The organism is Bartonella sp. AP3QHHD (assembly GCF_042195765.1).
Classification (GTDB): Bacteria; Pseudomonadota; Alphaproteobacteria; order Rhizobiales; family Rhizobiaceae; genus Bartonella.
This window is the reverse complement of sequence record NZ_JBHIPC010000015.1, coordinates 27,232-53,465: the sequence shown is the minus strand read 5'-3', so window position 1 is coordinate 53,465 and position 26,234 is coordinate 27,232. Positions and strand designations below refer to the sequence as shown.

General features: G+C 39.6%; 20 protein-coding genes and 1 pseudogene. 16 read left to right on the top strand and 5 right to left on the bottom strand.

Annotation, left to right across the window (positions count from 1 at the left end):
- Nucleotides 1-144 precede the first annotated feature (144 nt).
- Nucleotides 145-1,722 (bottom strand): M48 family metalloprotease, encoded by a 1,578-nt coding sequence (locus tag ACFIL7_RS01000; RefSeq protein ID WP_375683247.1) that lies wholly within the window; start codon nt 1,720-1,722, stop codon nt 145-147.
- A 147-nt stretch (nt 1,723-1,869) separates the two neighbouring features.
- On the opposite strand from ACFIL7_RS01000, the gene ACFIL7_RS00995 reads away from it, so the two are divergent.
- The 4 genes from ACFIL7_RS00995 (at nt 1,870) to rimJ (ending at nt 5,983) form a co-directional block, all read left to right on the top strand.
- Nucleotides 1,870-2,505, top strand: coding sequence for a thiamine diphosphokinase (locus tag ACFIL7_RS00995; protein WP_375617849.1), 636 nt, complete (start codon nt 1,870-1,872; stop codon nt 2,503-2,505).
- A 105-nt stretch (nt 2,506-2,610) separates the two neighbouring features.
- Complete coding sequence (locus ACFIL7_RS00990; protein WP_375633448.1) at nt 2,611-2,997, top strand: hypothetical protein; 387 nt, start codon at nt 2,611-2,613, stop codon at nt 2,995-2,997.
- Complete coding sequence (locus ACFIL7_RS00985; protein WP_375680767.1) at nt 2,997-4,859, top strand: ABC-F family ATP-binding cassette domain-containing protein; 1,863 nt, start codon at nt 2,997-2,999, stop codon at nt 4,857-4,859. Before ACFIL7_RS00990 ends, ACFIL7_RS00985 begins: the two co-directional genes overlap by 1 nt.
- A gap of 557 nt (nt 4,860-5,416) precedes the next feature.
- On the top strand, nt 5,417-5,983 hold the full coding sequence (gene rimJ, locus ACFIL7_RS00980; RefSeq protein WP_375633447.1) for a ribosomal protein S5-alanine N-acetyltransferase: 567 nt from the start codon (nt 5,417-5,419) through the stop codon (nt 5,981-5,983).
- Nucleotides 5,984-6,542: 559 nt separating this feature from the next.
- On the opposite strand, the gene ACFIL7_RS00975 is transcribed toward rimJ, so the two are convergent.
- Complete coding sequence (locus tag ACFIL7_RS00975; RefSeq protein WP_005774567.1) at nt 6,543-6,803, bottom strand: DUF2312 domain-containing protein; 261 nt, start codon at nt 6,801-6,803, stop codon at nt 6,543-6,545.
- 263 nt (nt 6,804-7,066) lie between these two features.
- On the opposite strand from ACFIL7_RS00975, the gene ACFIL7_RS00970 reads away from it, so the two are divergent.
- Both ACFIL7_RS00970 and pyk read left to right on the top strand, forming a co-directional pair.
- Entirely contained in the window at nt 7,067-7,555 is a 489-nt protein-coding gene (locus ACFIL7_RS00970; protein ID WP_375683246.1) for a DUF1036 domain-containing protein, read from the top strand.
- A complete protein-coding gene (gene pyk, locus ACFIL7_RS00965; protein WP_375633445.1) occupies nt 7,552-8,988 on the top strand; it encodes a pyruvate kinase in 1,437 nt (478 codons plus the stop codon). Before ACFIL7_RS00970 ends, pyk begins: the two co-directional genes overlap by 4 nt.
- 1,483 nt (nt 8,989-10,471) lie before the next feature.
- On the opposite strand, the gene ACFIL7_RS00960 is transcribed toward pyk, so the two are convergent.
- On the bottom strand, nt 10,472-10,855 hold the full coding sequence (locus tag ACFIL7_RS00960) for a cell division protein ZapA (RefSeq protein WP_375636496.1): 384 nt from the start codon (nt 10,853-10,855) through the stop codon (nt 10,472-10,474).
- A 12-nt stretch (nt 10,856-10,867) separates the two neighbouring features.
- A complete protein-coding gene (locus tag ACFIL7_RS00955; protein ID WP_375617852.1) occupies nt 10,868-11,143 on the bottom strand; it encodes a DUF4164 domain-containing protein in 276 nt (91 codons plus the stop codon).
- 334 nt (nt 11,144-11,477) lie between these two features.
- Between ACFIL7_RS00955 and tkt the strand changes: the two genes are divergently transcribed.
- From tkt to ACFIL7_RS00930, 5 genes are all read left to right on the top strand, one after another.
- Nucleotides 11,478-13,484, top strand: a complete 2,007-nt coding sequence (gene tkt, locus ACFIL7_RS00950) for a transketolase (protein ID WP_375642902.1) — start codon at nt 11,478-11,480, stop codon at nt 13,482-13,484.
- 176 nt (nt 13,485-13,660) lie between these two features.
- Nucleotides 13,661-14,668 (top strand): type I glyceraldehyde-3-phosphate dehydrogenase, encoded by a 1,008-nt coding sequence (gap, locus tag ACFIL7_RS00945; RefSeq protein WP_375633443.1) that lies wholly within the window; start codon nt 13,661-13,663, stop codon nt 14,666-14,668.
- Nucleotides 14,669-15,180: 512 nt separating this feature from the next.
- Nucleotides 15,181-16,374, top strand: a complete 1,194-nt coding sequence (locus ACFIL7_RS00940) for a phosphoglycerate kinase (protein ID WP_375633490.1) — start codon at nt 15,181-15,183, stop codon at nt 16,372-16,374.
- A gap of 108 nt (nt 16,375-16,482) precedes the next feature.
- Nucleotides 16,483-17,514, top strand: a complete 1,032-nt coding sequence (locus tag ACFIL7_RS00935) for a class I fructose-bisphosphate aldolase (protein WP_375634413.1) — start codon at nt 16,483-16,485, stop codon at nt 17,512-17,514.
- Between the two features lie 733 nt (nt 17,515-18,247).
- Entirely contained in the window at nt 18,248-18,586 is a 339-nt protein-coding gene (locus ACFIL7_RS00930; RefSeq protein WP_375636490.1) for a hypothetical protein, read from the top strand.
- A gap of 1,937 nt (nt 18,587-20,523) precedes the next feature.
- Here the strand turns inward: ACFIL7_RS00930 and ACFIL7_RS00925 are convergent.
- Nucleotides 20,524-22,314: an ABC transporter transmembrane domain-containing protein gene (locus ACFIL7_RS00925; protein WP_375633440.1), complete on the bottom strand. Its 1,791-nt coding sequence runs from the start codon at nt 22,312-22,314 to the stop codon at nt 20,524-20,526.
- 186 nt (nt 22,315-22,500) lie between these two features.
- Here ACFIL7_RS00925 and rpmE point away from each other — a divergent pair, with 186 nt between their 5' ends.
- From rpmE to ACFIL7_RS00900, 5 genes and pseudogenes are all read left to right on the top strand, one after another.
- Nucleotides 22,501-22,722, top strand: coding sequence for a 50S ribosomal protein L31 (gene rpmE, locus ACFIL7_RS00920; protein WP_375633439.1), 222 nt, complete (start codon nt 22,501-22,503; stop codon nt 22,720-22,722).
- A gap of 287 nt (nt 22,723-23,009) precedes the next feature.
- Nucleotides 23,010-23,324 carry an ATP-binding cassette domain-containing protein gene (locus ACFIL7_RS00915; protein WP_375633438.1) on the top strand — a complete coding sequence of 105 codons (315 nt, stop codon included), beginning with the start codon at nt 23,010-23,012 and terminating at the stop codon, nt 23,322-23,324.
- A 98-nt stretch (nt 23,325-23,422) separates the two neighbouring features.
- Nucleotides 23,423-23,669: pseudogene (locus ACFIL7_RS00910) on the top strand (ABC transporter); the annotation flags it as partial.
- A gap of 948 nt (nt 23,670-24,617) precedes the next feature.
- Nucleotides 24,618-25,379, top strand: coding sequence for a hypothetical protein (locus tag ACFIL7_RS00905; protein ID WP_375633437.1), 762 nt, complete (start codon nt 24,618-24,620; stop codon nt 25,377-25,379).
- 26 nt (nt 25,380-25,405) lie between these two features.
- Nucleotides 25,406-25,780 (top strand): hypothetical protein, encoded by a 375-nt coding sequence (locus tag ACFIL7_RS00900; protein ID WP_375633436.1) that lies wholly within the window; start codon nt 25,406-25,408, stop codon nt 25,778-25,780.
- The last annotated feature ends 454 nt before the right edge of the window (nt 25,781-26,234 follow it).

The window sequence follows — 26,234 nt, the reverse complement described above, 5'->3', positions numbered from 1 at the left end:
GGAAATATATATCGAACGGAGACCTATAAAGGTATGATGAAGTTGGATTTTAAAGTGTTCCTCTTTATTTTCGAATATGCTTTAAGGGGGAGGGCGTGATACAGACAGAAAAGAATCAAAACTGTAACAGATGAGAAGAAAGGCTTATTCTGTAATAATTTTCACTTTTGTACCTGCCGGTAAAGTTTGCGTTGGTGAGAGGGCGTTGAGGATGCGAAAGAGTTTTTCTTTATATGGTGTGTATTGCATTTTATCTGCAAGATTTGCAACGGTTTCTCCTTGTTTAACACGGACAACACGGATTTTTAAGGGCTGCAATTTTTTTAACTGTGAAGATGAAAGAGAATGAAAGCTTTGTAGCGTTTTTTGGGCAACCTCTGCAAAATTTCGAGAATTATGTGGAGCGGCCGTCAAAAAACGAAAGATGTGGTTGTTGAATGGAATGACAACCACATCAAATTGCCATTGATCATTGGTAGCATGGGCCCTTGCTCCAAGTAAATTTTGGCTTTGGGATTCTTGACGCATAAATTCTTGATTGGGGAGCCCTTGAATTGTGATGGGGCGGATAGATGATTGGTCTAGACCGATAATCCAGCCACTTTTCAAATAATCACTCGCAGATATTTCAGCAGGATGTGGAATAGCGTCAAAACGAATCGCAATTTTATCTGGTCCACTGGCCCAAACAGTATGTGCTGAATGTTCTATTGTAAAATTGTTTGGAACAGAAAAAGCTATGCGCAATTGTGGGTGAATAAATTGGTTGCCTCGTACAAAACCTGTATAAAAGCCTCCTCCAAAAATTATGCCATCAATGCTTTTGAGAAAAGAATCGTGATCAGATATTTTACTATTCCCTTTACTGATTTTACCCGCTTTTTTTATCGCAAGCCGAATGCGTTGAGGGGTAGTTTGGTGAGAGGCTAGAAAATCTAGAGAGGCATTTTGGGAGCCAGAGATATTACGAAAAGCACTATAGGCTTCCATTGTTTGAAGAAAGCGTGGTGAAGCAAAAGGATCATATCCTGATTGTTGGAGCATTTCGAGCGCAATGGAATCAGCTTCCAGCTCTTGATTGCGGGAAAATTGCGCGAGTTGTTGCTTGTTTTGCATAGGGTTATGAAGTTTTTTGCCAATAGAAGAAAGAAGACGTGAAGACATGTGATTTGTCATCTTTAATTGGGCTTCTTTTTGCAGGCGTAAAATGCCATGATTGGCTCTGATATGTGCTATCTCATGGGCTAAAATGGCTGCAACTTCTGAAGAATCATTGGCTAATGCCAGCATACCACGAGTGATGTAGATCGAGCCGTTGGGGAGCGCAAAAGCGTTGATAGTTTCTGAGTTTAAAATTGTTACAGAATAGCTTTGATGAGAACTATGTGATGCAACTGCCAGTTTACGGACAATCTTTGCTAAAAGGTGTTCAAGTTTTGCATCATGATAAGCGCCACCATACATTTGCAAAATACGTGGGTGTTGCAGAGCGCTTAATGTGACATAGATATTGTGGTTGTTGGTACGTTTGATCGTTTTAGAAGAAGTGGAAGAAAACCTATCATTTTGAGAAAAGGGTGTATGACAAGCTGAAAGGAGAAACGTTAAACTTATGAAAGTTGCTTTATACAGGCAAGAGCGAAAAAGAAAATTGCGGTGAAAAATGGGGTGCGTTGGACCATGGTGCACATTATTTCTGCGGAGTAATTTGGCAAATTGCATTTGTATCTTTATATCGTATGTTTCTTTAAGAAAGGCATTAGGGATAAGGATTCGTTTGGCTATATCACGCTTTTTGTTTATAAAAAATGACTCTCACTTATAAAAAGATGCACTGTAAAGAAAATTTTGTGAAAGGCAAAGTATGGCATGACAACATTTACGATATTATTAAATGGGGATGTTCATATCACTGATCGTTTGCTTAATCAAATTCAAAACAGTCGGGTAATTGCTGCTGATGGTGGTATGCGTCATGCGGCAGCGCTTAATGTGACGCCTGAGTTGTGGTTAGGGGACTTTGATTCATCAGATGAGAACTTAATACGTCAATATAGTCATGTTCCGCGTGAAGTTTTTCCCTCTGATAAAGATATGACAGATAGTGCTCTGGCATGTGAAAGAGCGTTGCAAAATGGCGCTAAAAAGCTTATTTTGTGCGGTGCTTTGGGAGGGGAGCGAAGTGATCATAGCCTTTCTCATATGACGCAAGCGTTGATGATGGCTGAAAGGGGTATTTCAGTGTTGTTGACAAGCGGTTTGGAAGAAGGTTGGCCGGTTTTGTCAAAACCTTGTTCGTATGATTTGCCTAAGGGATGTTTGTTTAGTATTATCGGTTTTTCTGATTTAAAAGGTTTAACTCTTAAAGGGGTAAAATGGCCAGTTTGTGACAAAAATGTGTCATTTGGCTCTTCTTTAACACTTTCTAACCGTATTTGTGGAACCTTTTCTTGCCATTTAGGTTCTGGAAAAGCTATATTGTTAGCGTCTGTGCCTATTCCATAAAGCTCTTCCAATATATTTTGAATAAGGCAGGGGGAGGACTAGTGATTATAAGTGCCGACATAAACGATATATTATGTATTGATCTTGAGAAGGAAAGGTTTTGATATGTTAAAATCAATTTTTAAAGTGGCAGTTGTTTCAGCCATTGGTTTCAGTTCAGTTGCTTGTACCACAAACGATGAACGCGTTGCACGTTACGGCGTAGGAGGAGCAGCAATCGGTGCTTTGGCTGGAACTGCTATTGCTGGAAGTACGCCTGGAGCAGCACTTACCGGTGCAGCATTTGGTGCTTTGGCTGGAACAGTAACAGGTGCAGCTGCAAATCAAAGAAAACAACAAAGACAGGCATCACAATTGTGCACGTATCGCGGTCGTAGAGGGCATGTTTACCAAGCACCTTGTGGACAGAGAGTTCCTGTACGGCAATTGTGTGCTTACCGTGATGCAAGAGGGGTGATGTATAAAGCACCTTGTCCGCACCGCGTTCGTTAATGGCGGTGCCGCTTCTGCGGCTTGACCGCATTTTCTTAAATTTTGGAAAAACGCCTTTGCTCAATCAAGCTTCTTTATCGGTTGAGCAAGGGGCGCGTATTGCGCTGGTCGGCCGTAATGGTTGTGGAAAATCAACTCTGTTAAAAATTGCCGCGGGAATATTAGAGCCTCATGGTGGCGAAATTTTTCGCCACCCGCGAGTGACGCTCCGTTATGTTTCACAAAATCCGGATTGTTCAGGATTTGAAGATATTAACGCTTATATGGAAGCGGGGCTGGACGATATATCTGATGTCCAGTGGATCAATACGCTTCGCACAAATTTAGGGTTTTCGGGGGCGGAAAAATTGGAAACGCTTTCGGGAGGCGAAAAGCGGCGTGTTTCATTGTTACAGGCCATTGCTGCAAAACCCGATATTTTGTTCTTAGATGAACCAACCAATCATCTTGATTTACCAACCATTGAATGGCTGGAAGCTGTTTTATCTTCTTTGCGTTCAGCGATTGTGGTGATTTCCCATGATCGGCGATTTTTAGAAAATGTTACGCGGTCAACGGTATGGCTTGATCGTGGCACAACCAAAAGACTGGAAAAGCGTTTTTCAGAATTTGAAAGTTGGCGTGATAAGGCGTTGCAAGAAGAAGCCATTGAGCAGCATAAATTGGGGCGCCAAATTGCTCGTGAAGAGCAATGGTTACGTTATGGCGTAAGTGCACGGCGTAAGCGTAACGTACGGCGTTTAGGCGAATTAAACAACTTAAGACAGCGTCATCAAACCTATAAAGGGCAGCCTGGAAATGCACTTTTGACAGCAGCGAAAAGTCATGAGTCTGGGCAATTGGTGCTTGAAGCAAAGAAAATTTCAAAATCCTATGGTGATCGCATTATCGTGAAAGATTTCTCTTTGCGCATTCAGCGTGGTGATCGAATCGGGTTGGTAGGACCCAATGGTATCGGAAAGACAACGCTCCTTTCTGTATTAATTGGGCAAGAAGCCGTGGATGGTGGAACGGTGAGGCATGGCTATAACCTCTCTATGGCATTGCTTGATCAGCAACGTATTTTAAATGAAGAAGAAACTTTAGCGCATTATTTAACGGGAGGAAGAGGTGATACTCTTGTGATCAATGGGCTGGAGCGGCATGTCGTTTCTTATATGAAAGACTTTTTATTTTTACCGGAACAAGCTCGCACTCCCCTTAAAGAATTTTCAGGGGGAGAAAGAGCACGCCTCATGCTTGCACGACTTCTTTCTCGTCCTGCAAACTTTTTGATTCTTGATGAACCGACCAATGATTTGGATATGGAAACTTTGGATTTGTTGCAAGAATTTATTGCTGATTTTGCGGGGACAGTATTGTTGGTCAGCCATGACAGAGACTTTTTAGATCGTACTGTAACGCATATGTTGGCACCTCAAGGTGATGGTCATTGGGTTTTGTATGCGGGCGGCTATAGTGATATGATGGCGCAAAACCAGCATGCTCTTCGCTTACAACGCAAAAGAACAGAATTATCGCAGCGTAAAGCACCTTCAAAATCTCATGCGGGAGAGCTTTCAAAACAGGATACATCAATAGATCATAGCTTGATAGGGCGAGAGAAAAAAACACGAAGTAAATTGTCTTATAAGCAGGTTTATGCATTGGAAAAATTGCCTGAAGAAATTGCTGTTTTACAGGACGAAATCAAAAAAATTGAGCAAGAGCTCTCTGATCCAACCCTTTATTGCCGCGATAAAGAACGTTTTGAGCGTTTATCAACAGCGTTGGAAAAAAAGAGAAATACTTGCACACAAAAGCAAGAAGAATGGCTAGAACTTGAAATTTTACGCGAAGAAATGGAAGCGTGTTCACGATAATATCTAAAAAACTTTAAAAGATTTGTATTGCATCATCGCTTTTCTTTGATTTGTTACAAGAGTTTGTGGCTGATTTAGCGGGAACAGTGCTGTTGACGAGTTATGGCAGAGACTTTTTAGATTGCACTGTAACATATAGCATTTCAAGGTGATGGTCATTGGGATTTCTATACGGGGGAGCAGTGATATGATAGCGCAAAACAAGCATGCTCTTCGTTTACAAGGCAAAGAAACAAAACTACCTTTGCCGTGAGTTTTTTCAAAATTTCGTATATGGAAGTACGCCAGTTCCATTGCATACTTTGCCAGTCCCCAATGTTGCTACAGCCCCCTTGGAACTTGAGAGCATTCATAAGAAACATTCCCTTATCTTTACCTTATATCCTAAATACACCAACCTTGCTTATGACGGAAAAGCAAATGATCTTCATTGATTCTAACGTGAGAAGTGTTGTGATGAGGAAAGCTTACTGTATTCGACGTTATGATTTAAGTTTAAAAATGATGATTTGTTAGGATAAATCAACGTGTTATTGTAACATTTCTAGGAGGAGAAAATGATAGCAATTAAAACAAAGCGAACAATTTCTACATTGATCGGTTTAGAAGATGCAGCTGAACTGTCTTCTTATTCCCTCCGTAATGCGAATCATCTGCGTCCTTTTGAACCTGTTAGATCTGATGGTTACCACAGCCTAACAGCTTGGGAAACACGAGCTAATGCATTTGCTTATGAAAGTGCACAAGGACAAGCATACCGATATGCCGTACGATTAAAAAATGAAAACACAGTCATTGGTGTTGTGAATTTTACAAATGTGGTTCGGGGTGTTTTTCAAGCTTGTCATCTTGGTTTTTCTCTTGATGAAAAACAACAAGGTAAAGGTCTTATGTTTGAGAGTTTATCGGCTCTAATACGGCATATCTTTCATGTTTATCATCTGCATAGAGTGATGGCAAATTATAGACCTGAGAACATAAAAAGCGAACGTTTATTAAAACGCCTTCATTTTGAAAAAGAAGGCTATGCCAAAGACTATTTGATGATTTCTGGAAAATGGAGAGATCACATTCTAACCTCTCGAATCAATGATCTGTATGAGTCGGTTAATAGATTCGAATAAAGTTTTATTAAAAGTTCTATCAAGGGGCTTTTTATCAAATGTGTAAATATGCCGAATTTCTGCCTATCCTAAAAGATAAAGATCCTTAACCAGCTCTTCTTTTGTAAACAGCTCAGACTCTCATTTAGCGGATTTCAACTGCTGACCGCTTTCATATGTTTCTTTTTGTAGATAATGAATTGATTTATCATCATAATTCATTTTGTTCAATTTGAAGGAAGAGAGTCCTCAATATCGGAAGACTTTCTCATTTCAAATTTATTGATGTTTAATCATAAAAACACCTCTCTTGCACATCACAAACTGGGTTGGCATAGGTTGGCATACAAGTGAGGGTTTATGTGGATAAAAATGATTGAAGAACAAGAATAAAAATTCTCTGTATAAATCCTTTTAAATGTGAGGGCTGTTGCAATATTGTGTATTCTGTGATCGATAGTCTCGTTACAAGTTACACAAACGGCTTATTGTTTGGGTGAAATTTTTATACATTCATTTGTTTTTTGCCATTTTTTTGTATTTTCTTTTCTTAAAAAAATTTCCAATGTTATCAATGGTTTTAATTCATACCAAGCGCATTTTTATAAAGTTCAATGATTGCTTCTTCTTCCATTCTTTCATGCTCTTCTTTTTTACGCAGCCGTATAATGCTTCGAACAGCTTTACTATCAAAACCAGAGCCTTTAAGTTCAGTGTAAACGTCTTTAATATCATCAGAAATGGTTTTTTTCTCTTCTTCTAGTCGTTCAATACGTTCGATAAAAGAGCGTAATTGGTTTACGGATATAGCGTGTGTTTGATCGGTTACTGTATCGTTCATTGTATTTTTCTCCAAGTTATATATTTTAAGTTGTTTTTCGACGACGAATTTATGTTAAAAAAGCTTGAAAACAATAAAGTAAATCAAGCTACACAGCTTTTTTACAAATTGACTTTAAATATTTTGTAAAATTTTTAAGATATATGCATTGATAAAAGGGCTATAAAAAGAAAAATATAAAAATATACGTTTTAGACTTGAAAAGCTTTTGAAAAAGAAGTGTGTAATTTGTTTTGAGAATTTGACATTATAGAGGAAGTTTTGTGATTTTAAAAAAACGATATTGGGTGCTTCAGAAAGGATTTAAGGTTTTTTTCTTGAGCATTTTTCTCTTGTTTCCCCTTGTTGTTTTTGCAAAAGCTGACTTTAGGGTTTGTAATACAACCCAACAGTCTGTAGGGGTTGCTCTTGGATATCGTACATTTTCAGGATGGGTGAGCGAAGGTTGGTGGACGGTACCCGTGACGGAGTGTAAAACCTTAATTGAGGGGCCTCTTGCTTCACGGTTTTATTATTTTTATGCGGAAGGGGCACAAAAAAAGGGGAACTGGGCAGGCTCTGTAACCATGTGTGTGCAAGATAGCCAATTTACCATTCAAGGCGTTCATGATTGTTTCCCTCGAGGATATCAAAAGGCTGAATTTAAAGAAATCGATACCGGAAATCAAACCAGTTGGATGATCCAGTTGACGGATGAGTCTTTGTTAAACAATTCAGTTATACCTTCTCTTTCAGGAAATTCTCCACCGTGAAACGTGCACGTAAAGTGAAAATTATTGCGACTCTTGGTCCTTCTTCTTTTTCTCGTTTGATGATTGAGAAGCTTTTTAGGGCAGGAGCAGACGTTTTTCGTCTTAATATGAGCCATACTGATCGTGATATGATGGGTGATTTGGTCAAGTCTATACGAGAAGTTGAAAAAACAGTTCGACGCCCCATTGGTATTTTGGTGGATCTTCAGGGGCCAAAACTGCGTGTGGGGCGTTTTGCTAAGGGTCAAGAAGATTTGCGTGTTGGACAAAACTTTACATTAGATAATCGCGATGTTCTTGGTGATGCACAGCGTGTTTTTTTCCCTCATGAGGATGTATTTTCGGCGATTAAACCAGGGGACCGGTTGTTGATTGATGATGGAAGGGTGGAACTGCGTGCGCAAGTTTGTGATGGTCATTCTGTACAGTGTCGCGTGGTTGCTGGAACCCGTATTTCTGATCGAAAGGGTGTCAGTTTTCCCGATACAATTTTGCCTTTTGATTCAATGACGTCAAAAGATAAGGAGGATCTTCAGGCTCTTTTACAGCAGCCTGTTGATTGGGTTGCTCTTTCTTTTATTCAACGTCCAGAAGATATTATGGCGGTGCGTCAGTTGACGAAAAGCAAGGTGTCTTTGATGGCTAAAATCGAAAAGCCTCAAGCCTTGGAGCATATAGAGAAAATTATTGAGGTATCCGATGGTATTATGATTGCACGGGGTGATCTTGGAGTGGAAATGCCTTTGGAAAAGGTCCCTGCACTTCAGATGGAGCTCATAAAAGCTTGTCGTTTAGCAGGAAAGCCTGTTGTGGTGGCAACACAGATGCTTGAATCAATGATTACATCTCCTGTTCCGACACGCGCAGAAGTGTCGGATGTTGCTACAGCAGTTTATGCAGGAACAGATGCGGTGATGTTGTCTGCTGAATCTGCTTCTGGTCGCTATCCTGAAGAAGCTGTGCTTATGATGGACCGAATCGCGCGACAAATCGAACAAGATCATACTTATGCCGCTCAGGTTGGAGCACAACATCCAGCACCAGAATCAACAGGAACGGATGCGATTTCTCTTGCTGCACGTCAGATTGCTGAAACACTTGCGCTATCCGCTATTATTGCTTATACGGCTTCAGGAACCACCGGGGTGCGTGCCTCTCGTGAACGCCCTAATAGACCCATTATTGCTTTATCGCCCATTGTGGAAACAGCACGGCGTTTGGCTTTAGTTTGGGGGCTTCATTGTGTGGTCACGCAAGATGCACGGAGTTTAGAGGATATGGTTGATCGTGCAGCAGCCATTGCATTTCAGGAAGGTTTTTGCAAAGGGGGAGATCGCTTCCTTGTGACAGCTGGGGTTCCCCTTGGAACGCCCGGTGCGACAAATCTCTTGCGTATTGCCTCTGTCTCCCAAGATGGAACGAAAGGGATTTGAGCCGTTTACGCATGGTGTTTTTTCATGCGCCTTTGAACAGGCTTTAAAAACAACGGGTGTGCGCCTCTTGTGAATGCCTCCATAGACCCATTATTCTTTTATCTCCTATCGTAAGATAGAAAGGTATTGCGTTAGGTCGTCCAGTTTGGGGATGGGAGCAGATGCGGTGATGTTGTCTGTTGATTTTGTTTTAGTTCTGAGGAAGCTGCTTTTACGGTAGGCATTTAATGGGAGCTCCTCCTTTTATTTCATTGAGGCATATTGGGGATTGCTTTATTGATGTTTATACGAGCGAGATGTTTATTGATAATGAGAATTTATTCTTTTTCTTTTTGGATAAGAGCCTTGAAATTGTTCTCATTTTAAACTTTTGCCAACAGAATTGAATAAAGTTAAAATTATGTGCCTAAAAAATCGTACTGGTATGTTATGAGAAAAAGTGATGGGTGAATGTGTTTTTAAAATATGCTTTGTCGAAGCATTTGCAAAATATTGATTTATAATGATAATTTATCGTTATTAAACTTGAATTAGAACCCCGAATTCCGTAAAATTCTCTTCAATTTATTTATGTTTTGTTAATCATAACTCTTTGTTTGCACGTCACAAGCGGGTGGGGCATGTGGGTAAAAAGTGTACAAAAATGCCTCTTATGAATCGTTTTACGAGCCAAGGGGGCTATCGCAATATTGAGGGCTGACTATAATGATGATGCCGATTTGCTCTTTCTTTTATTAAGCTTGGAGATTTTGAGGGGTGGGGAGAGAGGTATGGATGAATTGTTTGTTTGTTATAAGGATAAAGATGTCGGTAGAGAATGTTTTCAAGAGCTATTATTGTTGTTTATAATGTTTGAGCTTGTATGAGATTAACATACTCTTCGAGTTTGACTTTTTTCCTGCTCTAAAGGATGAAAATACTTAATTCACGCTGGTTTATAAATGATACGGTTCTTTTCGGTGGGTTTCATCGGATGGACATTTCAGGTGCAAAGACTCCATGGTGCTTGTATTATCAAGTGGCGGTGTTTTACGGTATAATAGATAAGGTTATTTTTTAATATATATTGAATATGCTTGATATTATCTAGGGGAAAGAATTTTTTGGCATGCATTCATAGGGAACATGAATATAGCTCTTTTTTTCGAAGGGTGCTTTATTTGTTTGTTGCTGTTGTCATTTATATGATTTTTTTACAAGGATGTTGGTTTTGTTATCTTATTGCGCTGTTAAAAGACATCTTATTTGAAATGTGGTGATATAAGACAGCCTCCTTGATATAGGAAGCGTTTGTGCGGAGGTCAAATATTCAGGGTAGGACTTTCTTGTTGAGGTTTAAGTTAATCTCATAAGTCGTGAGTAGCTGGAATCCTTCCTATAAAAAAACAGACTGTTTACAGACTGGTGTGGGGTTAAGAATTTTTATCCTGTGAGATGTGGCGGACAAGTCAAGTCTCTGGTTTATTACGCGCTGATGTACTTTTTAGAAATCTTCCTGTTCTTGTTCTTGAATGTTTGTGCAGTTTTGATCATCTTTGAGCAATTGGTTGGTGAGATTTTCAATGCGTTGTGTGGTGTCACGCATAATTTTCCCCATGGTGCGGTCTCTTTCGTTGTGGAGTCGTAAAAGAGTATTGTAGTCTTCTTGTAATTTTTTATTTTCTCGTTTTATTTCTTCCATTTCATCAATAATCATTATGCCAGCCATAACCGATAAACGATGGTCGCCAATTTCACCAAAATTGTTCTTTAAATGTGTGATATATTGATCCAATTGAGCAGCAAGCGCAATAAGACGACGTTCTTGTCCTTTGTCACAAGCCATGCGATAAACTTTACCATCAATGGTAACGGAAACAGTTTCCATACATTCAAACCTTTATCTATCAATGACAACACGAATTGTTTCCATTGCTTTAATAAGACGTTTGGAAACTTCTTTGTTTACGGACTCTAAGCGTTCAATTTGGGCTTCAGCTTTGTCAAGCGCTTGGGCAAGATGGCTGCGGTCAGCATTCATTCGTTGGATTTCTTCTTCCCATTCGTTATTTTTATTAATAACGGCATTGCGGTTTATTATGGTAATCTCTAAAGTTCTAAGTGCCTTTTCTAGGTGCTCTAAAGCATCTTGTAGAACTGTAGTCTCTTGGTTCATTGCCTTTATCCTTTGGGTAATTGTATCCTTTATCAATGTGTTATGCAAAAACGAATCACTTTCACTCTTGTGTTGTGTGCATTTTATTTTTAAGTATGTAGGATATTTTAGCAAGCAAAGCAGGGGATAGATATAAATTAAAAGCTGGATTTTTTGCGCGTATTGGCATAAATGACATGGATATACAGAACGCGTGAGGGGAATGTTATTAATATTATTGAAGTGGTGGCAAAAAGTCTCACGCTAATGGTTAGAAAATAGTATTTCTTGAGAATTTTAATAGAATACGGAAAAAGCAACAGAATAACGTATTTAACGAAATGGTCGATTATTCATGACAAACACCCACCAACAGAATCAGATGGCCAATGCTATCCGTTTTCTTGCTATTGATGCGATTGAAAAAGCAAATTCTGGTCATCCGGGCTTGCCAATGGGAGCAGCCGATATTGCTACGGTTCTTTACACAAAATTTCTTGCTCACGACCCCAAAAAACCTCGCTGGCCTAACCGTGATCGTTTTGTGTTATCAGCAGGACATGGGTCTATGTTGCTTTATGCTCTCTTGTATCTTTCTGGTTATGAAGATATTGGCATTGAAGATCTCAAAAATTTTCGCCAATTAGGAGCAAAGCTTGCCGGGCATCCAGAATATGGGCATGTGGCAGGAATCGAAACAACGACTGGTCCTCTTGGACAAGGGTTGGCTAATGCCGTGGGGATGGCTCTTGGAGAGCGTTTGCAAAATGCCCGTTTTGGTGATCTTATCAACCATTACACTTATGCGTTGGTGGGTGATGGATGCCTTATGGAAGGGATATCTCAAGAAGCACTTTCCCTTGCTGGTCATTTGAAACTCAATAAGCTTATTGTGTTGTGGGACGATAATAATATTTCTATCGATGGAGAGATTTCCCTTGCTGACAGTACAGATCAGATTGCGCGTTTTAAGGCATCTGGTTGGGAGACACATAAAGTCAATGGGCATGATCAAGCAGCAATTGCGCGGGCTATTGAGGCGGCACAAAATTCCGATAAACCAACTTTGATCGCTTGTAAAACAACAATTGGCTTTGGAGCACCCAATAAAGCGGGTACCAATAAAGTTCATGGAGCTCCTTTGGGCGCACGAGAAATCACTGAAACCCGTATCGCGTTAGGGTGGGATGCTGAGCCTTTCGTTATTCCAGCCGATATTCTTGATAATTGGCGCTTGGCTAGTCTCAATGCTGCTAAAAAACGCCAAAAATGGGAAGAAAAATTTGCTGATCTTCCTGTTTCAGAGCGTGTGGAGTTCGAAAGATTGATGCGGGGCGATCTCGTGGGCGGATTTGATGGTGCTATTGATACTTATAAACAAAAACTCGTTGAAGAGCGCCCTGTTGTTGCTACGCGTAAAGCTTCGGAAATGGCTCTTGAAGTGATTAATGAAGTCGTTACTGAAACTATTGGTGGTTCGGCTGATTTAACCGGATCTAATAATACAAAAAGCAGCCAGATGAAAAGTATCTCTGCTGAAGATTTTTCAGGGCGCTATCTGCATTATGGAATTCGCGAACATGTAATGGGAGCTGTGATGAATGGTCTTGCCCTTTATGGCGGCTTTATTCCTTATGGGGGAACCTTTTTATGCTTTTCTGACTATATGCGTCCTGCTATGCGTTTGTCTTCTCTCATGGGGTTGCGGGTGATTTATGTCATGACTCATGATTCTATTGGTCTTGGTGAGGATGGTCCGACCCATCAACCCGTGGAGCATTTGGCTTGCCTGCGTGCAATGCCTAATCATTTTGTGTTCCGTCCTGCCGATGCTATGGAGACAGTCGAGTGTTGGCAATTGGCTTTGAAAGCACGCGGGACACCTTCTACCTTAGCTTTGAGTCGACAAAATCTACCGCTTTTGCGTCAGGAGTATGAAGAAGAAAATCTCTGTATGCTTGGTGCTTATGAATTCCTAACAGCTAGCGATGATGCACAAGTGACGCTGTTTTCTTCTGGTTCAGAATTGCAAATTGCAGTGGAGGCACATGCGGTGTTAGAAGAAAAAGGCATCCCAACGCGTGTGGTTTCTGTGCCTTGTTTTGAACTTTTTTCTCAACAATCTCTCTCCTATCAGCGTGCTCTCATTGGAGATGCACCGATTAAAGTTGCCATTGAAGCTGCCGTCGCCCAAGGATGGGACCGTTTTATTGGCTGTGATGGTGTGTTTATTGGTATGAAGGGCTTTGGGGCAAGTGGAACAATTGATGCCCTTTATGCGCATTTTGGTATTACTTGGGAAAATGTCGTTGCCACCGTTGAAAAAGAGCTGGAAAAGATCAAAGAAGAAAAGACAAAGTGACAGCTTGTGTTGTCATGAATGGGGTGGTTTTAGGGCATCATATTTTGTGCATTATTGTGGATAAGTGAGTGATCAAGATATTGACAATGTGGGAATTAATGATTTGGGATTGGTAAAATACCCATTTATTGTGTTTTAAATGTTGTGCTTAAAAAATTTATGAGGAAACATGTGAAATGACAGTTCGTGTTGCAATTAATGGGTTTGGTCGTATTGGTCGCAATATTTTACGTGCACTTGTGGAAAGTGGACGACAAGATATTGAAGTGGTTGCAATTAATGATTTGGGATCGGTGGAAACAAATGCCCATTTATTACGCTATGATTCAGTTCATGGGCGTTTTCCTGATATCGTTAAGGTGATAGGGGATGCTATTGATGTGGGAGGTGGTTTAATAAAGGTATGCGCAGAGCGTGATCCTGCTCAATTGCCTTGGAAAGATTTGGATATCGATATTGCTTTGGAATGTACGGGTATTTTTACTGCGCGTGATAAAGCAAGTGCTCATTTAGATGCGGGGGCAAAGCGTGTTCTTATTTCTGCGCCTTCTGAAGGAGCAGATCTTACGGTCGTCTATGGGGTTAATCATCAATCTTTAAGCAGCGAGCATCGCGTTGTTTCAAATGCTTCTTGTACAACCAATTGTTTGGCGCCTGTTGCACAAGTTTTACATAACACGGTGGGCATTGAAAAGGGCTTCATGACAACAATCCATTCTTATACGGGTGATCAACCTGTGTTGGATACAATGCATCGGGACCTTTATCGTGCACGTGCGGCAGCTCTTTCTATGATTCCTACCTCAACAGGAGCGGCAAAAGCTGTGGGATTGGTCTTGCCAGAATTAAAGGGATTGCTTGATGGTGTATCGATTCGTGTTCCGACCCCTAATGTTTCTGTGGTTGATTTGACATTTATCGCTAAGCGTTCCACAACAATCGAAGAAATTAATACAGCTATTGCTATTGCTGCACAAGGTCCTTTGAAGGGCATTTTGGATTATACAGAAGAGAAACTTGTGAGTTGTGATTTTAATCATAATCCTCATTCAGCTATTTTCCACAATGATCAAACAAAAGTGATTGATGGTAAGCTCTGTCGCGTTTTGGTTTGGTATGATAATGAATGGGGCTTTTCTAACCGTATGAGTGATACGGCAGTGGCTTTTGCTAAGACAATATAAGAGGACCTCAGGGTCCTCATTTTTATAGGGAAAAGTCTCATTTTTGTGCAATTTTGAGAAAAACAGATAGAGGCTGTTGTTCTCATGCGCTAGAGAGAAGAGGCTATTGAAATATTGATGATGTGTTTTGTTTTAATACTGGGTCAATACGTGCTTTTAAAACCTGCATGAAAGAGTAAACTTTGAAAAAGTAAGATATGAACGAGACACCTTTTGAGAAAACGTTAGGAAACAGGAGATGTAAATTCTTTTGCTTAGAAGTAAAAGGAAGCTTTAATAGAGATCAAGTTGAGCCAATGCATTTGTTTGCCACAATGGGATATGAAGATTAAGAGCAATGAGTGGCTTTTGTACATTTGATGATGAAAGCTTTGGCTTTTCAAACAGAGGGTGAGAGATGGGCTGTCGTGGGTCTCTTGTAAAAGCAAAGAGGGGATAAGTGGAAAGAAAAGTGGGCAGGGTTGTTGGATGCGTTTTTATTTGAAACAATGGAAAGTGAAGAGGAAGCAGTGATGGGGTTTCGTACACTTGATGATGTTGATGTCACTGGAAAACGTGTTCTTGTGCGGGTGGATTTTAATGTGCCAATGGCGCAGGGTAAGGTCTGTGATACGACACGCTTAGAGCGGCATAAAGAGACACTCGTTGAGCTGCAAAAGTGTGGTGCTAAACTTATTCTGCTTTCTCATTGTGGTCGCCCCAAAGGAAAGGTAGAGCCAGAGTTTTCACTCCGTCCTGTTGTGCAAGTGCTGGAAAAGATCATTAATCAGCCGGTTGCTTTTGCTCCTGACTGTATCGGTTCGACGGTGCAGGTTGCAGTTGAGTCATTACAAAATGGTGGTGTTTTACTGCTTGAAAATGTTCGTTTTTATGCTGGTGAAGAAAAGAATGATTGTTCTTTTGCAGAAGCTTTGGCTCATAATGGAGATCTCTATGTTAATGATGCTTTTTCAGTTTCTCATCGTGCCCATGCTTCGGTGGAGGGAATAACGCATTTGTTGCCTTCTTATGCAGGGCGCTCTTTGCAAGGTGAGATGCAGGCGTTAGAAAAAGGACTTGGCAATCCAACACACCCTGTGGTTGCCATTGTGGGAGGAGCGAAAGTTTCCAGCAAGCTTTTTGTGCTCAATCATTTGGTGGAAAAGGTTGATCATCTCGTGATTGGTGGGGGCATGGCTAACAGTTTTTTAGCAGCGCAAGGTGTGTCTGTTGGTAAGTCACTGTGTGAACATGCATTGATGGAAACGATAAAAAAAATCATTAAAAAAGCGCAAGAGTGTCACTGTACCCTTCTGCTTCCTCAGGATGCTGTCGTTGGATTTCGCTTTGAAAAAGATGCACCGCATCGTCTTTATGACATTGAAGATATTCCACAAGATGGCATGATATTGGATATTGGGACGCGCTCTATTGCGCATATCAATGCTGCGATAGATGAAGCTGCTACTCTTGTGTGGAATGGACCCCTTGGTGTTTTTGAGATGTCTCCCTTTGATAAGGGAACCATTGCCGTTGCACGCCATGCAGCAGAACGTAGTTTGACGGGAAAGTTGGTTTCAATTGCGGGAGGGGGCGATACGGTTTTTGCCCTTAATCATGCCGGTGTTGCCAATGATTTTACTTATCTTTCGACTGCTGGAGGAGCTTTTTTGGAATGGATGGAAGGAAAGACCCTTCCTGGTATTCTTGCCCTTATGCAGGCTTAAAGGGCTTCTTTGAAGGGGAAGGTTAAAGAAAAACTATACGGTCGTGTAGAGTGTTTTGATAGTGTTGCGCATTTTTAGAAATTAAGACAAAATAAAGAGGAATTTTTTATGAATGAACGGCTTGAAGATATTGCACTTGCTTTGGTGCATGCGGGTAAAGGTATTTTGGCGGCAGATGAAAGTACGGCGACCATTGGAAAGCGTTTTGAAAGCATTGGTGTTGAATCCAATGAAGATAAGCGCCGTGCTTATCGTGAAATGCTTTTTAGTACAAAAGAAGCGATGGAAAACGCCATCTCTGGGGTTATTTTATTTGATGAAACCATTCGGCAAAAAGCATCTACTGGGAAAATGTTGACGGATCTTATTCGGGATTCAGGCGCTTTGCCAGGGATTAAAGTTGATACCGGTGCAAAACCCTTGGCTGCTTTTCCCCAAGAGACAATTACCGAAGGGTTGGATGGTCTTCGTGAGCGGCTAAAAGACTATTATGCTTTGGGAGCACGTTTTGCTAAATGGCGTGCGGTAATTGCTATTGATGAACACACTTTGCCAACAAGAGGCGCCATAAGACAAAATGCACAAGCTCTTGCACGCTATGCTGCCTTATGTCAGGAGTTCAATATTGTGCCCATTGTTGAGCCGGAAGTGTTGATGGATGGACCATCGTGTGGGCATTCAATTACACGCTGCTTTGAGGTGACACGCACTGTTTTGCAGGCTGTCTTTAAAGAATTGTTTGAAGCTCGTGTTCTTTTGGAGGGGATGATTTTAAAGCCCAATATGGTGATTGATGGAAAGGATGCTCGCAAGGCTTCTGTTGAAGAAGTTGCTGAAAAGACCATCCAAGTGCTTAAACAGACTGTTCCTGCCGCTGTTCCCGGAATTGCTTTTCTTTCTGGAGGGCAGTCTGATCAGGAAGCAACGGCGCATTTATCTGCCATGAATTCTTTGGGCGTATTGCCTTGGAAATTGACCTTTTCCTATGGACGAGCATTGCAAGCAGCTGCCTTAAAAGCATGGGCAGGAAAAGATGAAAATATTGCTGTTGCACAGAAGGCATTTCGTCATCGCGCTCGGATGAACCATCTTGCGGCTTTGGGACAATGGACAAAAGAACAAGAAAAAGCGTGCGCTTGAAGGACAAGCTCTGTTTTTAAATGCGGAGAGATTTTTCATGTTTCTGCGTGATTTTTTGCGCCCTCATCATGATAAGAATGGCGGGGGCATTTTAGGCTTGAAAGCTTTCTCAGAGAGTTTTTTCCTTGGACCTTTTAAAAGTCTTTAATGGGTGCTATCGAGAGATAAGATTGCGGGAGAGGTGCAATTTCGAGAAGGGGAGATAATGCTAGGAAATTTGTGAATGCACAGCACTTTAGTATGGTGTCGTTCATGGGTGGGCACTTACTTCTTGAGTGAAAATCATAAAGCTCATACTGTATTGAAGAGTTTGATATTGTGATATTTTCTCTTTTTCATGTTATCATTACTTGTCATCAGCAGAATTTATTTGATTGCAGTTTCAAAGGTGGATTAAGCGGGTAGATTAGAAAGTTGCGATTTCTGAGCGGATTGGAATACAGCTTATGAAGCTTTTCTGCGTCAGGATAGCTTCCTCTTCAATGGGGGTAGTTTTCTATTGGCGAACGAATTGAATAACTCTTGCGAAAGAAAATAGATTTGCACCTCAATAAAACACCTATTTTTCGTTAAAATGGATAAATTTTTCTTGTATTTTTTGATGATATAATTGAAAGTAACTAACTTCATAGCATCTTGGCTTAAAACGGGGGGAGTTGTGGACGGTATATCTTCTAAGAATACAAGCATCAAAAGAAAAAATCGATACGCAGAACAGAGCTTTTCTGCAATTATGATGCGAAAATTGTGCAATATGGTGCGTGGGGTATTCGAAGGGATCTTTACAGTATTTACTTTCATAATTTTTATTATCTTGCTCAACATACGTGGGCCGGTTCATACCGCATTAAAAGTCTTTGGGTCGGTGAGTGGAATAGGGTGCTTTTTATTTTTTTTCGGATATCTTATAGAACGCCGCGAAGCAGCAGATGAAGCCGCTATATCGTACGCATTATTCTTAACAATTCTTGAAGGCGTTTCTTCTATTTGCTTCCTGTCTGCTGCGTGGGGTTACGACGCTCTCTTATTCCGTTTAGCACCTCCTGGGTATATTCTTATTCTTCCTGAATAAATAGAGTGCACTTTGTTTGCATACAAATCAAAATGAGAGGCTGTCTGCCTCTCAAATTCTTAATAATCGCTCTCCAAAATAATGACATCAGACCCGCTTTTAATGAAGGGACTAACAAGCCTTGGGTCCTTAAGCCTCAAGGCAACCCTTTACAAGTTGCGCCTAACTGCATCCTTGACCTTAAGATACCCAAACGGCTTATTTTGTTTTTAACATGTATGATATAAGGGGAAAGCTTCTCATCATGCCTAAATGGTAACTTATCGTGTGTTAAATGGAAAAATGAGAAAAAGCATCTTTATGCAATATAATCCAATTATAATTTTTTGATTTAAGCATAAAAGACTTAAAGTCTTCTACAAGACTGATACGATAAAAAGGGGAAAATCGCCTATATTGAGCAACTAAGTCGTATTTTAGGTGCTCTTGATATAGCTATATCACCAAATGGTTTTGAAGACTTATCCTTTTAGCTCTATTCACTAAAAGGTTATTTTGAGGGGGCTTGGCTAATGAATGTAAAGGAAAATTAGCATGTAATATTTCGCTTTTCTGGTATAGATGCTGAATGAGTTAATTATCTAGAGGATCACTGAAGAGGGAGCGCTAAAAAATGATGAAAATCCTCCGTACTTCGGTGAATTCGTGGTTGAAGATATAATCGTAAAACTTGGCTTATCTGTTCCTGAAACAGCTGAATGGTTTGAAATGGTTAGGGTGTCAGTTCTGCATACGCTTAGCTCGCTATACAAAAAAATTATGATTTAGTGCAAGCTTTAAAACATAAAGACCCTAAAGATATATCCTCTTTGTACATGTTCTTATCATCGTTAAAATGCCTTCTTAAAGCACGACAGGGGGTGCTATAAAATTGAGAGCTGTAAAATATATGGGGCTTGGAGGGGGTGAGAAGATGGTGTTTAATCGAAGTACTCTATCCTTATTTTTATGGGCTATGACTGAAAGAGAGAGCTGGAGAGACGATTTGTGAGTAAAGAGAACGTCGTTTTGAGGTTGCGTGTCTGCAAGAGCAGAACAGTGGTCGTGGTGATATTTACAAACAATAAATTTGATAAAATTTTACGATTTTGCCAAAAGCCAGTTTATTATAAACGCTGTTTCTCATGTGCTCTCACACAAAAGTTATAAGAAGCCCAAAAGTGCTAAAAAAATCTTTGCTCTTTTTCAATAAGACGGATCTGTAAACAATATTCAAAAAGTGTTCGTGTTTTTGAAAGAGAATAAAAGGATACTCTTGCAATAGAGAAGTGTATTTGTGAATTACAATTTGTCATGATTTTCGGTAAACACTATTGTTTAGAGCGGTGAGAGAGGGCAAATTTTTAATATTCAGTTTTTTTAAAGAGTGTGGTCAGTCTTTAGGATAGAGCTTGTGTCCCTAGAACCCTATCAAGTGTGAGCCGCATAAGGGTCTCAAGCAAGCGAGCACCTATTATACTTTTTGCCAGCGTATACTCTTTTGTCAGCGCCCCAATGTTTTGACAGCCCTTAGAACGTAAGGGGCAAGAGAGGTATTTTATTCCTTTCTTGTACCGTTTCACTTCACACGCCAACTCTGCTTGTGATGAGCAAGCAAGAGATTTTGTTTGACTTACTATGAGGGTTTGACATGAGAAAATCCTATGGTATTTATGATCTTTCATGAAAAACAATGAATTATCCTTATAAATCACCGTTATGGCGCTGTTATGAAGAGAACTCCTTGCTCATCTTAATAGTCCATAGAGATTAACTTGGTATCATTTTACATTCTGTACACAGAAGTGTCTTTATAAAAATGCTCTATCTTGCGCAGAAAAAAGAAAAACATCTCAATGCTTGCCTTTCTTTTTTCCATGAGAGATTTAAATTGATAAGCCTGTCTGAAAAAAGTGCTGTTTATGCCTTTAAAGATACGGCTCTTGTATCATGATCACTTACTCAGGTGAAAATTGGAGTTTTGCGAGGTAAGCGTAAACGCCATTTTTTGCCACAAGTTCAGCATGCGTTCCTTCTTCAACAAGGGCGCCTTTATCCATCACAAGAATACGATCTGCTTTTAAAATTGTTGCTAAACGATGTGCAATGACCAAGGTTGTACGATTTTGCATCAATCCTTCTAAAGCGTCTTGCACCAACTTTTCACTGTTTGCATCCAAAGCCGATGTTGCTTCATCAAGCAGCAAGAGGGGTGCATTTCTTAAAATTGCCCGCGCAATACCAATGCGTTGTTTTTGTCCCCCAGAAAGCATGGTACCGCGTTCTCCTACTTGCGTATTCAAGCCATCTGGTAAAGCTTGAATAAATTCAAGTGCATTAGCCGCTTTAGCGGCAACAAGGATTTCCTCTTCATGGGTATTTTCAGTTCCAAAAATAATATTATCACGCAATGTTCCATCAAAAATGGCGACATCTTGTGGAACATAGGAAATTGCACTGCGTAAATCTTGTAAAGAAAGGCGATTAATTTCCATGCCATCCAACCGAATTGTTCCACTTATTGGATCATAAAAACGAAGGATCAAAGAAAAAATGCTGCTTTTTCCTGCTCCGGAAGCTCCAACAAAAGCAACCGTTTCGCCTGCTTTTACAGAAAAGGAAAGTGAGCGTAAAACTTTCTCTTGTGGTCTAGAAGGATAGGTAAAATCAACCTGATCAAAAACAAGTTCACCTCGAACAGGTTGCTCTAATGATAAAGCATTTTTAGGAGCTACAATAGTAGGTTGTTCTTGTAACAATTCGGCAAGCCGTTCAGCAGCGCCTGCTGCTTGGATTAATTCTGCTCCCAGTTCCGATAATTGCGCAAAAGTAGAAGCTCCAAAAACCGCATAAAGGACAAATTGCCCTAAGGTTCCCCCTGTCATTGTTCCATTCAAAACATCACGCGATCCAATCCATAAAACAGCAACCACACTGCTAAAAACCAAAAAAATTGCAAACCCCGTAAAAAAGGAGCGCAGGATCACAGAAGCACGTGCTGTTTGAAAAGCACGTTCTATCAATTGTGAAAAACGTATTGTAACGAGTTTTTCTGCAGTAAAAGCTTGCACAGTGCGAATAGCACTGACCTGTTCTGTAGCAACAGCATTGGCATCTGCGAGACGATCTTGCGCCGCACGCGTACGAGAGCGAACTTTACGTCCAAAGACTACCAAGGGAATGGCCACAACAGGAATAGCAGCTAAAACCAACAAAGACAATTTAGCATTGGTGATCACCATCATTACGACGGCTCCGATCACGATAATCAGCTGACGCAAGGCGGTAGAGGCGGTAGAGCCCACAGCTAATTTTATTTGTGTGGTATCTGTTAGAAGCCTTGAAACAATCTCTCCTGAATGTGATCGATCAAAAAAAGCAGGAGAAAGTTTCATAATATGGACAAACACATCACGCCGTAAATCGGCAACAATCCGTTCTCCTAAGGTGATAACACAGTAATAACGGGCTGCTGAAGCAAATGCGAGAAACAAGGCTAAGATAAACAAAATTCCAAAGTAAAAATTAATATGTCCATGGCTTGAAGTAGAAAACCCATGATCAAACATTTGGCGGATAGCCACAGGCAAAGCTAATGTGACAAGAGCAGCAACAGATAATGCTAGAAAAGCAAAGATAAACAACCAACGATAGCGCAAAAGATAAGGAAAAAAAATTGCAAGCGAAGAGAATGAAGATTTCTTAGGGGAAGACTTTGTCGATTTTTCTGAACGATAACGTAATGTCATAAAATTTTGCTCACTGTATTGGATTTGTAACACTTGATACAATGATGTATCTTGAACACTTGTTTTTTGATGCGTGCTCAGTTATAGGAATAAATACTTTAATCAATGTATCAAAAAGACAAAGGAAGTGCACTTAAAAAAACAAGCAAGTGCTATTTCATTCTATAAACGCAAAAGGTTTGACGCATGAAAGCGAATATTCACCCCAATTATCATAAAATTACCGTTGTTATGACGGATGGAACCCAATATATGACGCGCTCTACTTGGGGAAAAGAAGGCGATACTCTTAATCTAGATATTGATCCAAGAACGCATCCGGCATGGACAGGTGGCTCCCAAACACTCGTAGATCGCGGTGGTCGTCTTTCTAAATTCAAAAATCGCTTTGGTAATATTGGCATGTAAAAGCCTCCTTTTTATGGGGTACAAAGGTTTTAAACAAATCGATTGCAAATGGATGGATTTTTTATCCTATCAAAGAGTGCACTTTAAATATTAATTCAAAAACGCATCCGACATAAACAGATGGGTCTTAAACACTTATAAATCATTGTGGTTGCGTTTTTAAATTCAAAAATCATTTTGAATATATGCATAAATCCTTTCTTCCCTAGAGTATAAAGACTTGAAATAAAATAATTGTAAACTTTTCTTCTTTTTTTGGAACTGAACATACCCATGGAGAGGAAATTTTGGCCGCTTCTAAAGCTGCCAATGCATTTGAATTTATTCAAGCTTTACCAGATGGCTTGAATACGCAAGTAGAAGAACGTGGTACCATGCTTTCTGGGGGGCAAAAACAACGCATTGGTATTGCACTGGCGATTTTAAGAAATGCAGCCCTCTTGTTGCAAGCCGGCACCATCATTATATTTGCCAACTCGTGGATGTTGCTACAGCCCTTGGCACTTGAGATAATTTATTATAGGCATTTTAAGTTCTTTCTTAATAGTTTTTTATGCACGCGGGCTCTCCCCACTTGTAAAGTGCAAAAGGCATGGTTTTGATTGGTTCACCATGAAACATGGTTTGAAATGAGAGAATCCTACGGTATTCGGGATTCTCATTCAACATATAAAACAATGAATTATTATTATAAATCAAAATGTTGCTACTTGATGAAATAACATTTGCTTTAGATGCAAACAGTGAAAAGTTGGTGCAAGATATCTTAGAAGGATTGATACAAAATCCTAAATCCTGGTCATTGCACATCGTTTGGCAACAATTTTAAAAGCTGATCGTATTCTCGTGATGGATAAAGGCGCTTTTGTGGAAGAAGGAACACACAATTCATTATAAAAAATAATGTTTATGCGCATTTGGCTAAACTGCAATTCTCATCTGAGTAAGTAATCTTGATACAAGAGCAGTATCTTTAAGGGCGTAAACAGCACTCTTTTCAGACAGGCTTATTAATTTGAAACTCTCATGGAAAAAAGAAAGGCAAGCATTGAGATGCTTTTCTTTTTTAACGGGCTGTTCTTTTTTCTGCGCAAGATGAAGCATTTTTATAAAAATACTTCATCTGTGTACAAAATATAAAACGATATCCAGTTAAATCGCTATGGACTATTAAGATGAGCAAGGAGTTCTCTTCATAACAGCACTGTCACGTTGATTTATAAGGATAATTCATTGTTTTGCACGTTGGATGAGAGCTTCTAAAATTATAAATTTTCTTATTTCAAACCTATGTATGATGAACCAATAAAATCATGTCTCTTACATATATCAAGCGGGGAAGTCTGTATGGTGTAAAACACTTGAGAAAGAACAATGCTTCTTATGAATCCTCTCAAGTTTTAAGGGCTGTAGCAATATTAGAGGGTGGCAAAATGTGTGATGGTGCCGGCTTATGGAAAAAGAGCCGATAAATGGGCTGAGAGATGTTTTTTATCGATTTTACAAAACAGAGCTAAGAGGGCACGCAGCTATGTTTTGCTGTGTTAAGATTTTTAGTATTTTTTCCCATATTTCATAGATCATGCATTGTGAGGTTTTAAAAGGCTTTTCTTTAAAGCGTATAAAACACAATAGCAGTATAATAAAATACAAATCGTTTGCATTTATCAATACAACTATCTATATTTTGTATACTAATTTTGTTAAAACATAATATGTGGTATCCCGTGAATCGCATATACACATAATGACACAATACCGAGAAGTCGATGGGAAGGTTACACAAACAAAAAGAGGGAAATAATGGATGAAGAAATAAAAGAGGTAATTGATAATCCGATAAAGGAAGAAACTAATAACTCCCGAATGATAGTCACCATCAAGTTCATTTTTAAATGGGCGGTGAAGATTGTAGGATTCATCTTTATGCTTGTATACACCTTGAAGCAGCTGTGGTTTTTTGGGGATTTTCAAAGGAGGCTTTTTTAATTGTAGCAATGGTAATAGTGCTTTGTGGGGTGGCTGTAATGCTGGCATTTGTAAATTATCGTAACAAGCAATTAACTGAACAATTTGAACAGAAAGTTCGAGGGTGCGAGATATATGAAAAGATTATTGCAGAAGGGGAACAAAGGCTTTTTGAAAAAACGCAAAAAATATCAAAGGAGTGGGTTGAGCAATGGGATGAGGGAGTAAGGCAATGGGAAAGGGATATACTAGAGATAAAAAATCCTAGAGCAGGCATGAAAGCTCATGGGAACAGACCTTCATTGGTAAAGAATATTTGTGCGCAAGGGGAGAGAGAATTGTCTTTATTGTATAAGGAGGCACTCGAAACAGAACTGACTGATGAGCAGATTGAAAAAATATATAATCTTTTGAATACAACACTTTTTGAGCAATATTATGTAAAAGCAGGAAAATTCATGGAAGAGAATGGAATTTCTCTGAAAGGATTTGTTAATACTCATACAAATAAAGAATATTATAAACCTACAATGTTATTGCTTCATTGGTTGTTGTACGTTCTTGATGATGTGATTATAGCTGAATGCAAACAGCAAAAAGAAAAACTATCTAAAAAGAAGAATGAAAAGCAAAAATTTGCAGATACTTTGTGGGACAACATATCTATAATTCCAGACATAAAGAGATAGAGAAAATGTTAGAGCACAGGAATTTTTTGTCTGATCAATGTGCACCGTTACTATGTTGTAAAAAGGATGTGCTGTTGTTATTGTGTGATATTTCCGATGGTTATAAAAAGGTGAGAGAGACTTTTATTTACTATAAGAAGCTCATTAAAACAGTAAAAAAGGGCTATATGGCTTTTGATAAGGGGTGCTCTTATACCATAGTTAAAGATACAATCAATACGTGTAAAGATAATGATGCAAGTATGGGACCAGATTCTTCCATTGTTGAAGGGACTCTAACGTTTAAAAAGGCTTACGCATCAGGTGCTAGAAGATGGTTGAAATCATCAAATGAGAAATGTGATAACCGGTTGATTTTTGGGGAGCAGCTCGTTGGAATAGGAGATTCACAAAAAAATTAAAGATTATCTTTGATGAGGAGAAGGTAAATGCCCTAGAAGAGGTAGTTAAAGATAATCAAGAACAGTTAAAGAGGGAAATGCAGGCGGCGATTTTTGAGAAAAAGGATTTTTGTTACTACAAATTTCGTGCGAATTTCATCGGCATTTTGGATAACGATTAAATGAAGGGGGAGGGTGGAGTGCAGTGGATTTGCTGAAATTTCTGTTGCTATGCAGTGGTAAAAACTCTTGAGAGGCATAGTGACAGTTCTTATGGGAGAGGAGAGGGCAGGCTTTGGGAGCCAATCTTTTTGCGTTGTGTAAGGGTGATTTCTTAAGAAGAGTAGGGGAGGTTTTTGCAGCAGGTGTATTTGTTGTTTTTGAGAGCGTTTTGTTTTTATGGTTCTTTTTGTTTTCTGGTTTGTTTGCAGAGGAATTGAGGAAACAACAGTGTCAATAATATTGGCTAGACTGT

Excerpts from the sequence above, each read along its gene's own strand:
- ACFIL7_RS01000 (WP_375683247.1), bottom strand. The coding sequence starts at position 1,722 with ATGCAATTTGCCAAATTACTCCGCAGAAATAATGTGCACCATGGTCCA.
- ACFIL7_RS00995 (WP_375617849.1), top strand. The coding sequence starts at position 1,870 with ATGACAACATTTACGATATTATTAAATGGGGATGTTCATATCACTGAT.
- ACFIL7_RS00990 (WP_375633448.1), top strand. The coding sequence starts at position 2,611 with ATGTTAAAATCAATTTTTAAAGTGGCAGTTGTTTCAGCCATTGGTTTC.
- ACFIL7_RS00985 (WP_375680767.1), top strand. The coding sequence starts at position 2,997 with ATGGCGGTGCCGCTTCTGCGGCTTGACCGCATTTTCTTAAATTTTGGA.
- rimJ (WP_375633447.1), top strand. The coding sequence starts at position 5,417 with ATGATAGCAATTAAAACAAAGCGAACAATTTCTACATTGATCGGTTTA.
- ACFIL7_RS00975 (WP_005774567.1), bottom strand. The coding sequence starts at position 6,803 with ATGAACGATACAGTAACCGATCAAACACACGCTATATCCGTAAACCAA.
- ACFIL7_RS00960 (WP_375636496.1), bottom strand. The coding sequence starts at position 10,855 with ATGGAAACTGTTTCCGTTACCATTGATGGTAAAGTTTATCGCATGGCT.
- ACFIL7_RS00955 (WP_375617852.1), bottom strand. The coding sequence starts at position 11,143 with ATGAACCAAGAGACTACAGTTCTACAAGATGCTTTAGAGCACCTAGAA.
- tkt (WP_375642902.1), top strand. The coding sequence starts at position 11,478 with ATGACAAACACCCACCAACAGAATCAGATGGCCAATGCTATCCGTTTT.
- gap (WP_375633443.1), top strand. The coding sequence starts at position 13,661 with ATGACAGTTCGTGTTGCAATTAATGGGTTTGGTCGTATTGGTCGCAAT.
- ACFIL7_RS00940 (WP_375633490.1), top strand. The coding sequence starts at position 15,181 with ATGGGGTTTCGTACACTTGATGATGTTGATGTCACTGGAAAACGTGTT.
- ACFIL7_RS00935 (WP_375634413.1), top strand. The coding sequence starts at position 16,483 with ATGAATGAACGGCTTGAAGATATTGCACTTGCTTTGGTGCATGCGGGT.
- ACFIL7_RS00930 (WP_375636490.1), top strand. The coding sequence starts at position 18,248 with ATGATGCGAAAATTGTGCAATATGGTGCGTGGGGTATTCGAAGGGATC.
- ACFIL7_RS00925 (WP_375633440.1), bottom strand. The coding sequence starts at position 22,314 with ATGACATTACGTTATCGTTCAGAAAAATCGACAAAGTCTTCCCCTAAG.
- rpmE (WP_375633439.1), top strand. The coding sequence starts at position 22,501 with ATGAAAGCGAATATTCACCCCAATTATCATAAAATTACCGTTGTTATG.
- ACFIL7_RS00905 (WP_375633437.1), top strand. The coding sequence starts at position 24,618 with ATGGGCGGTGAAGATTGTAGGATTCATCTTTATGCTTGTATACACCTT.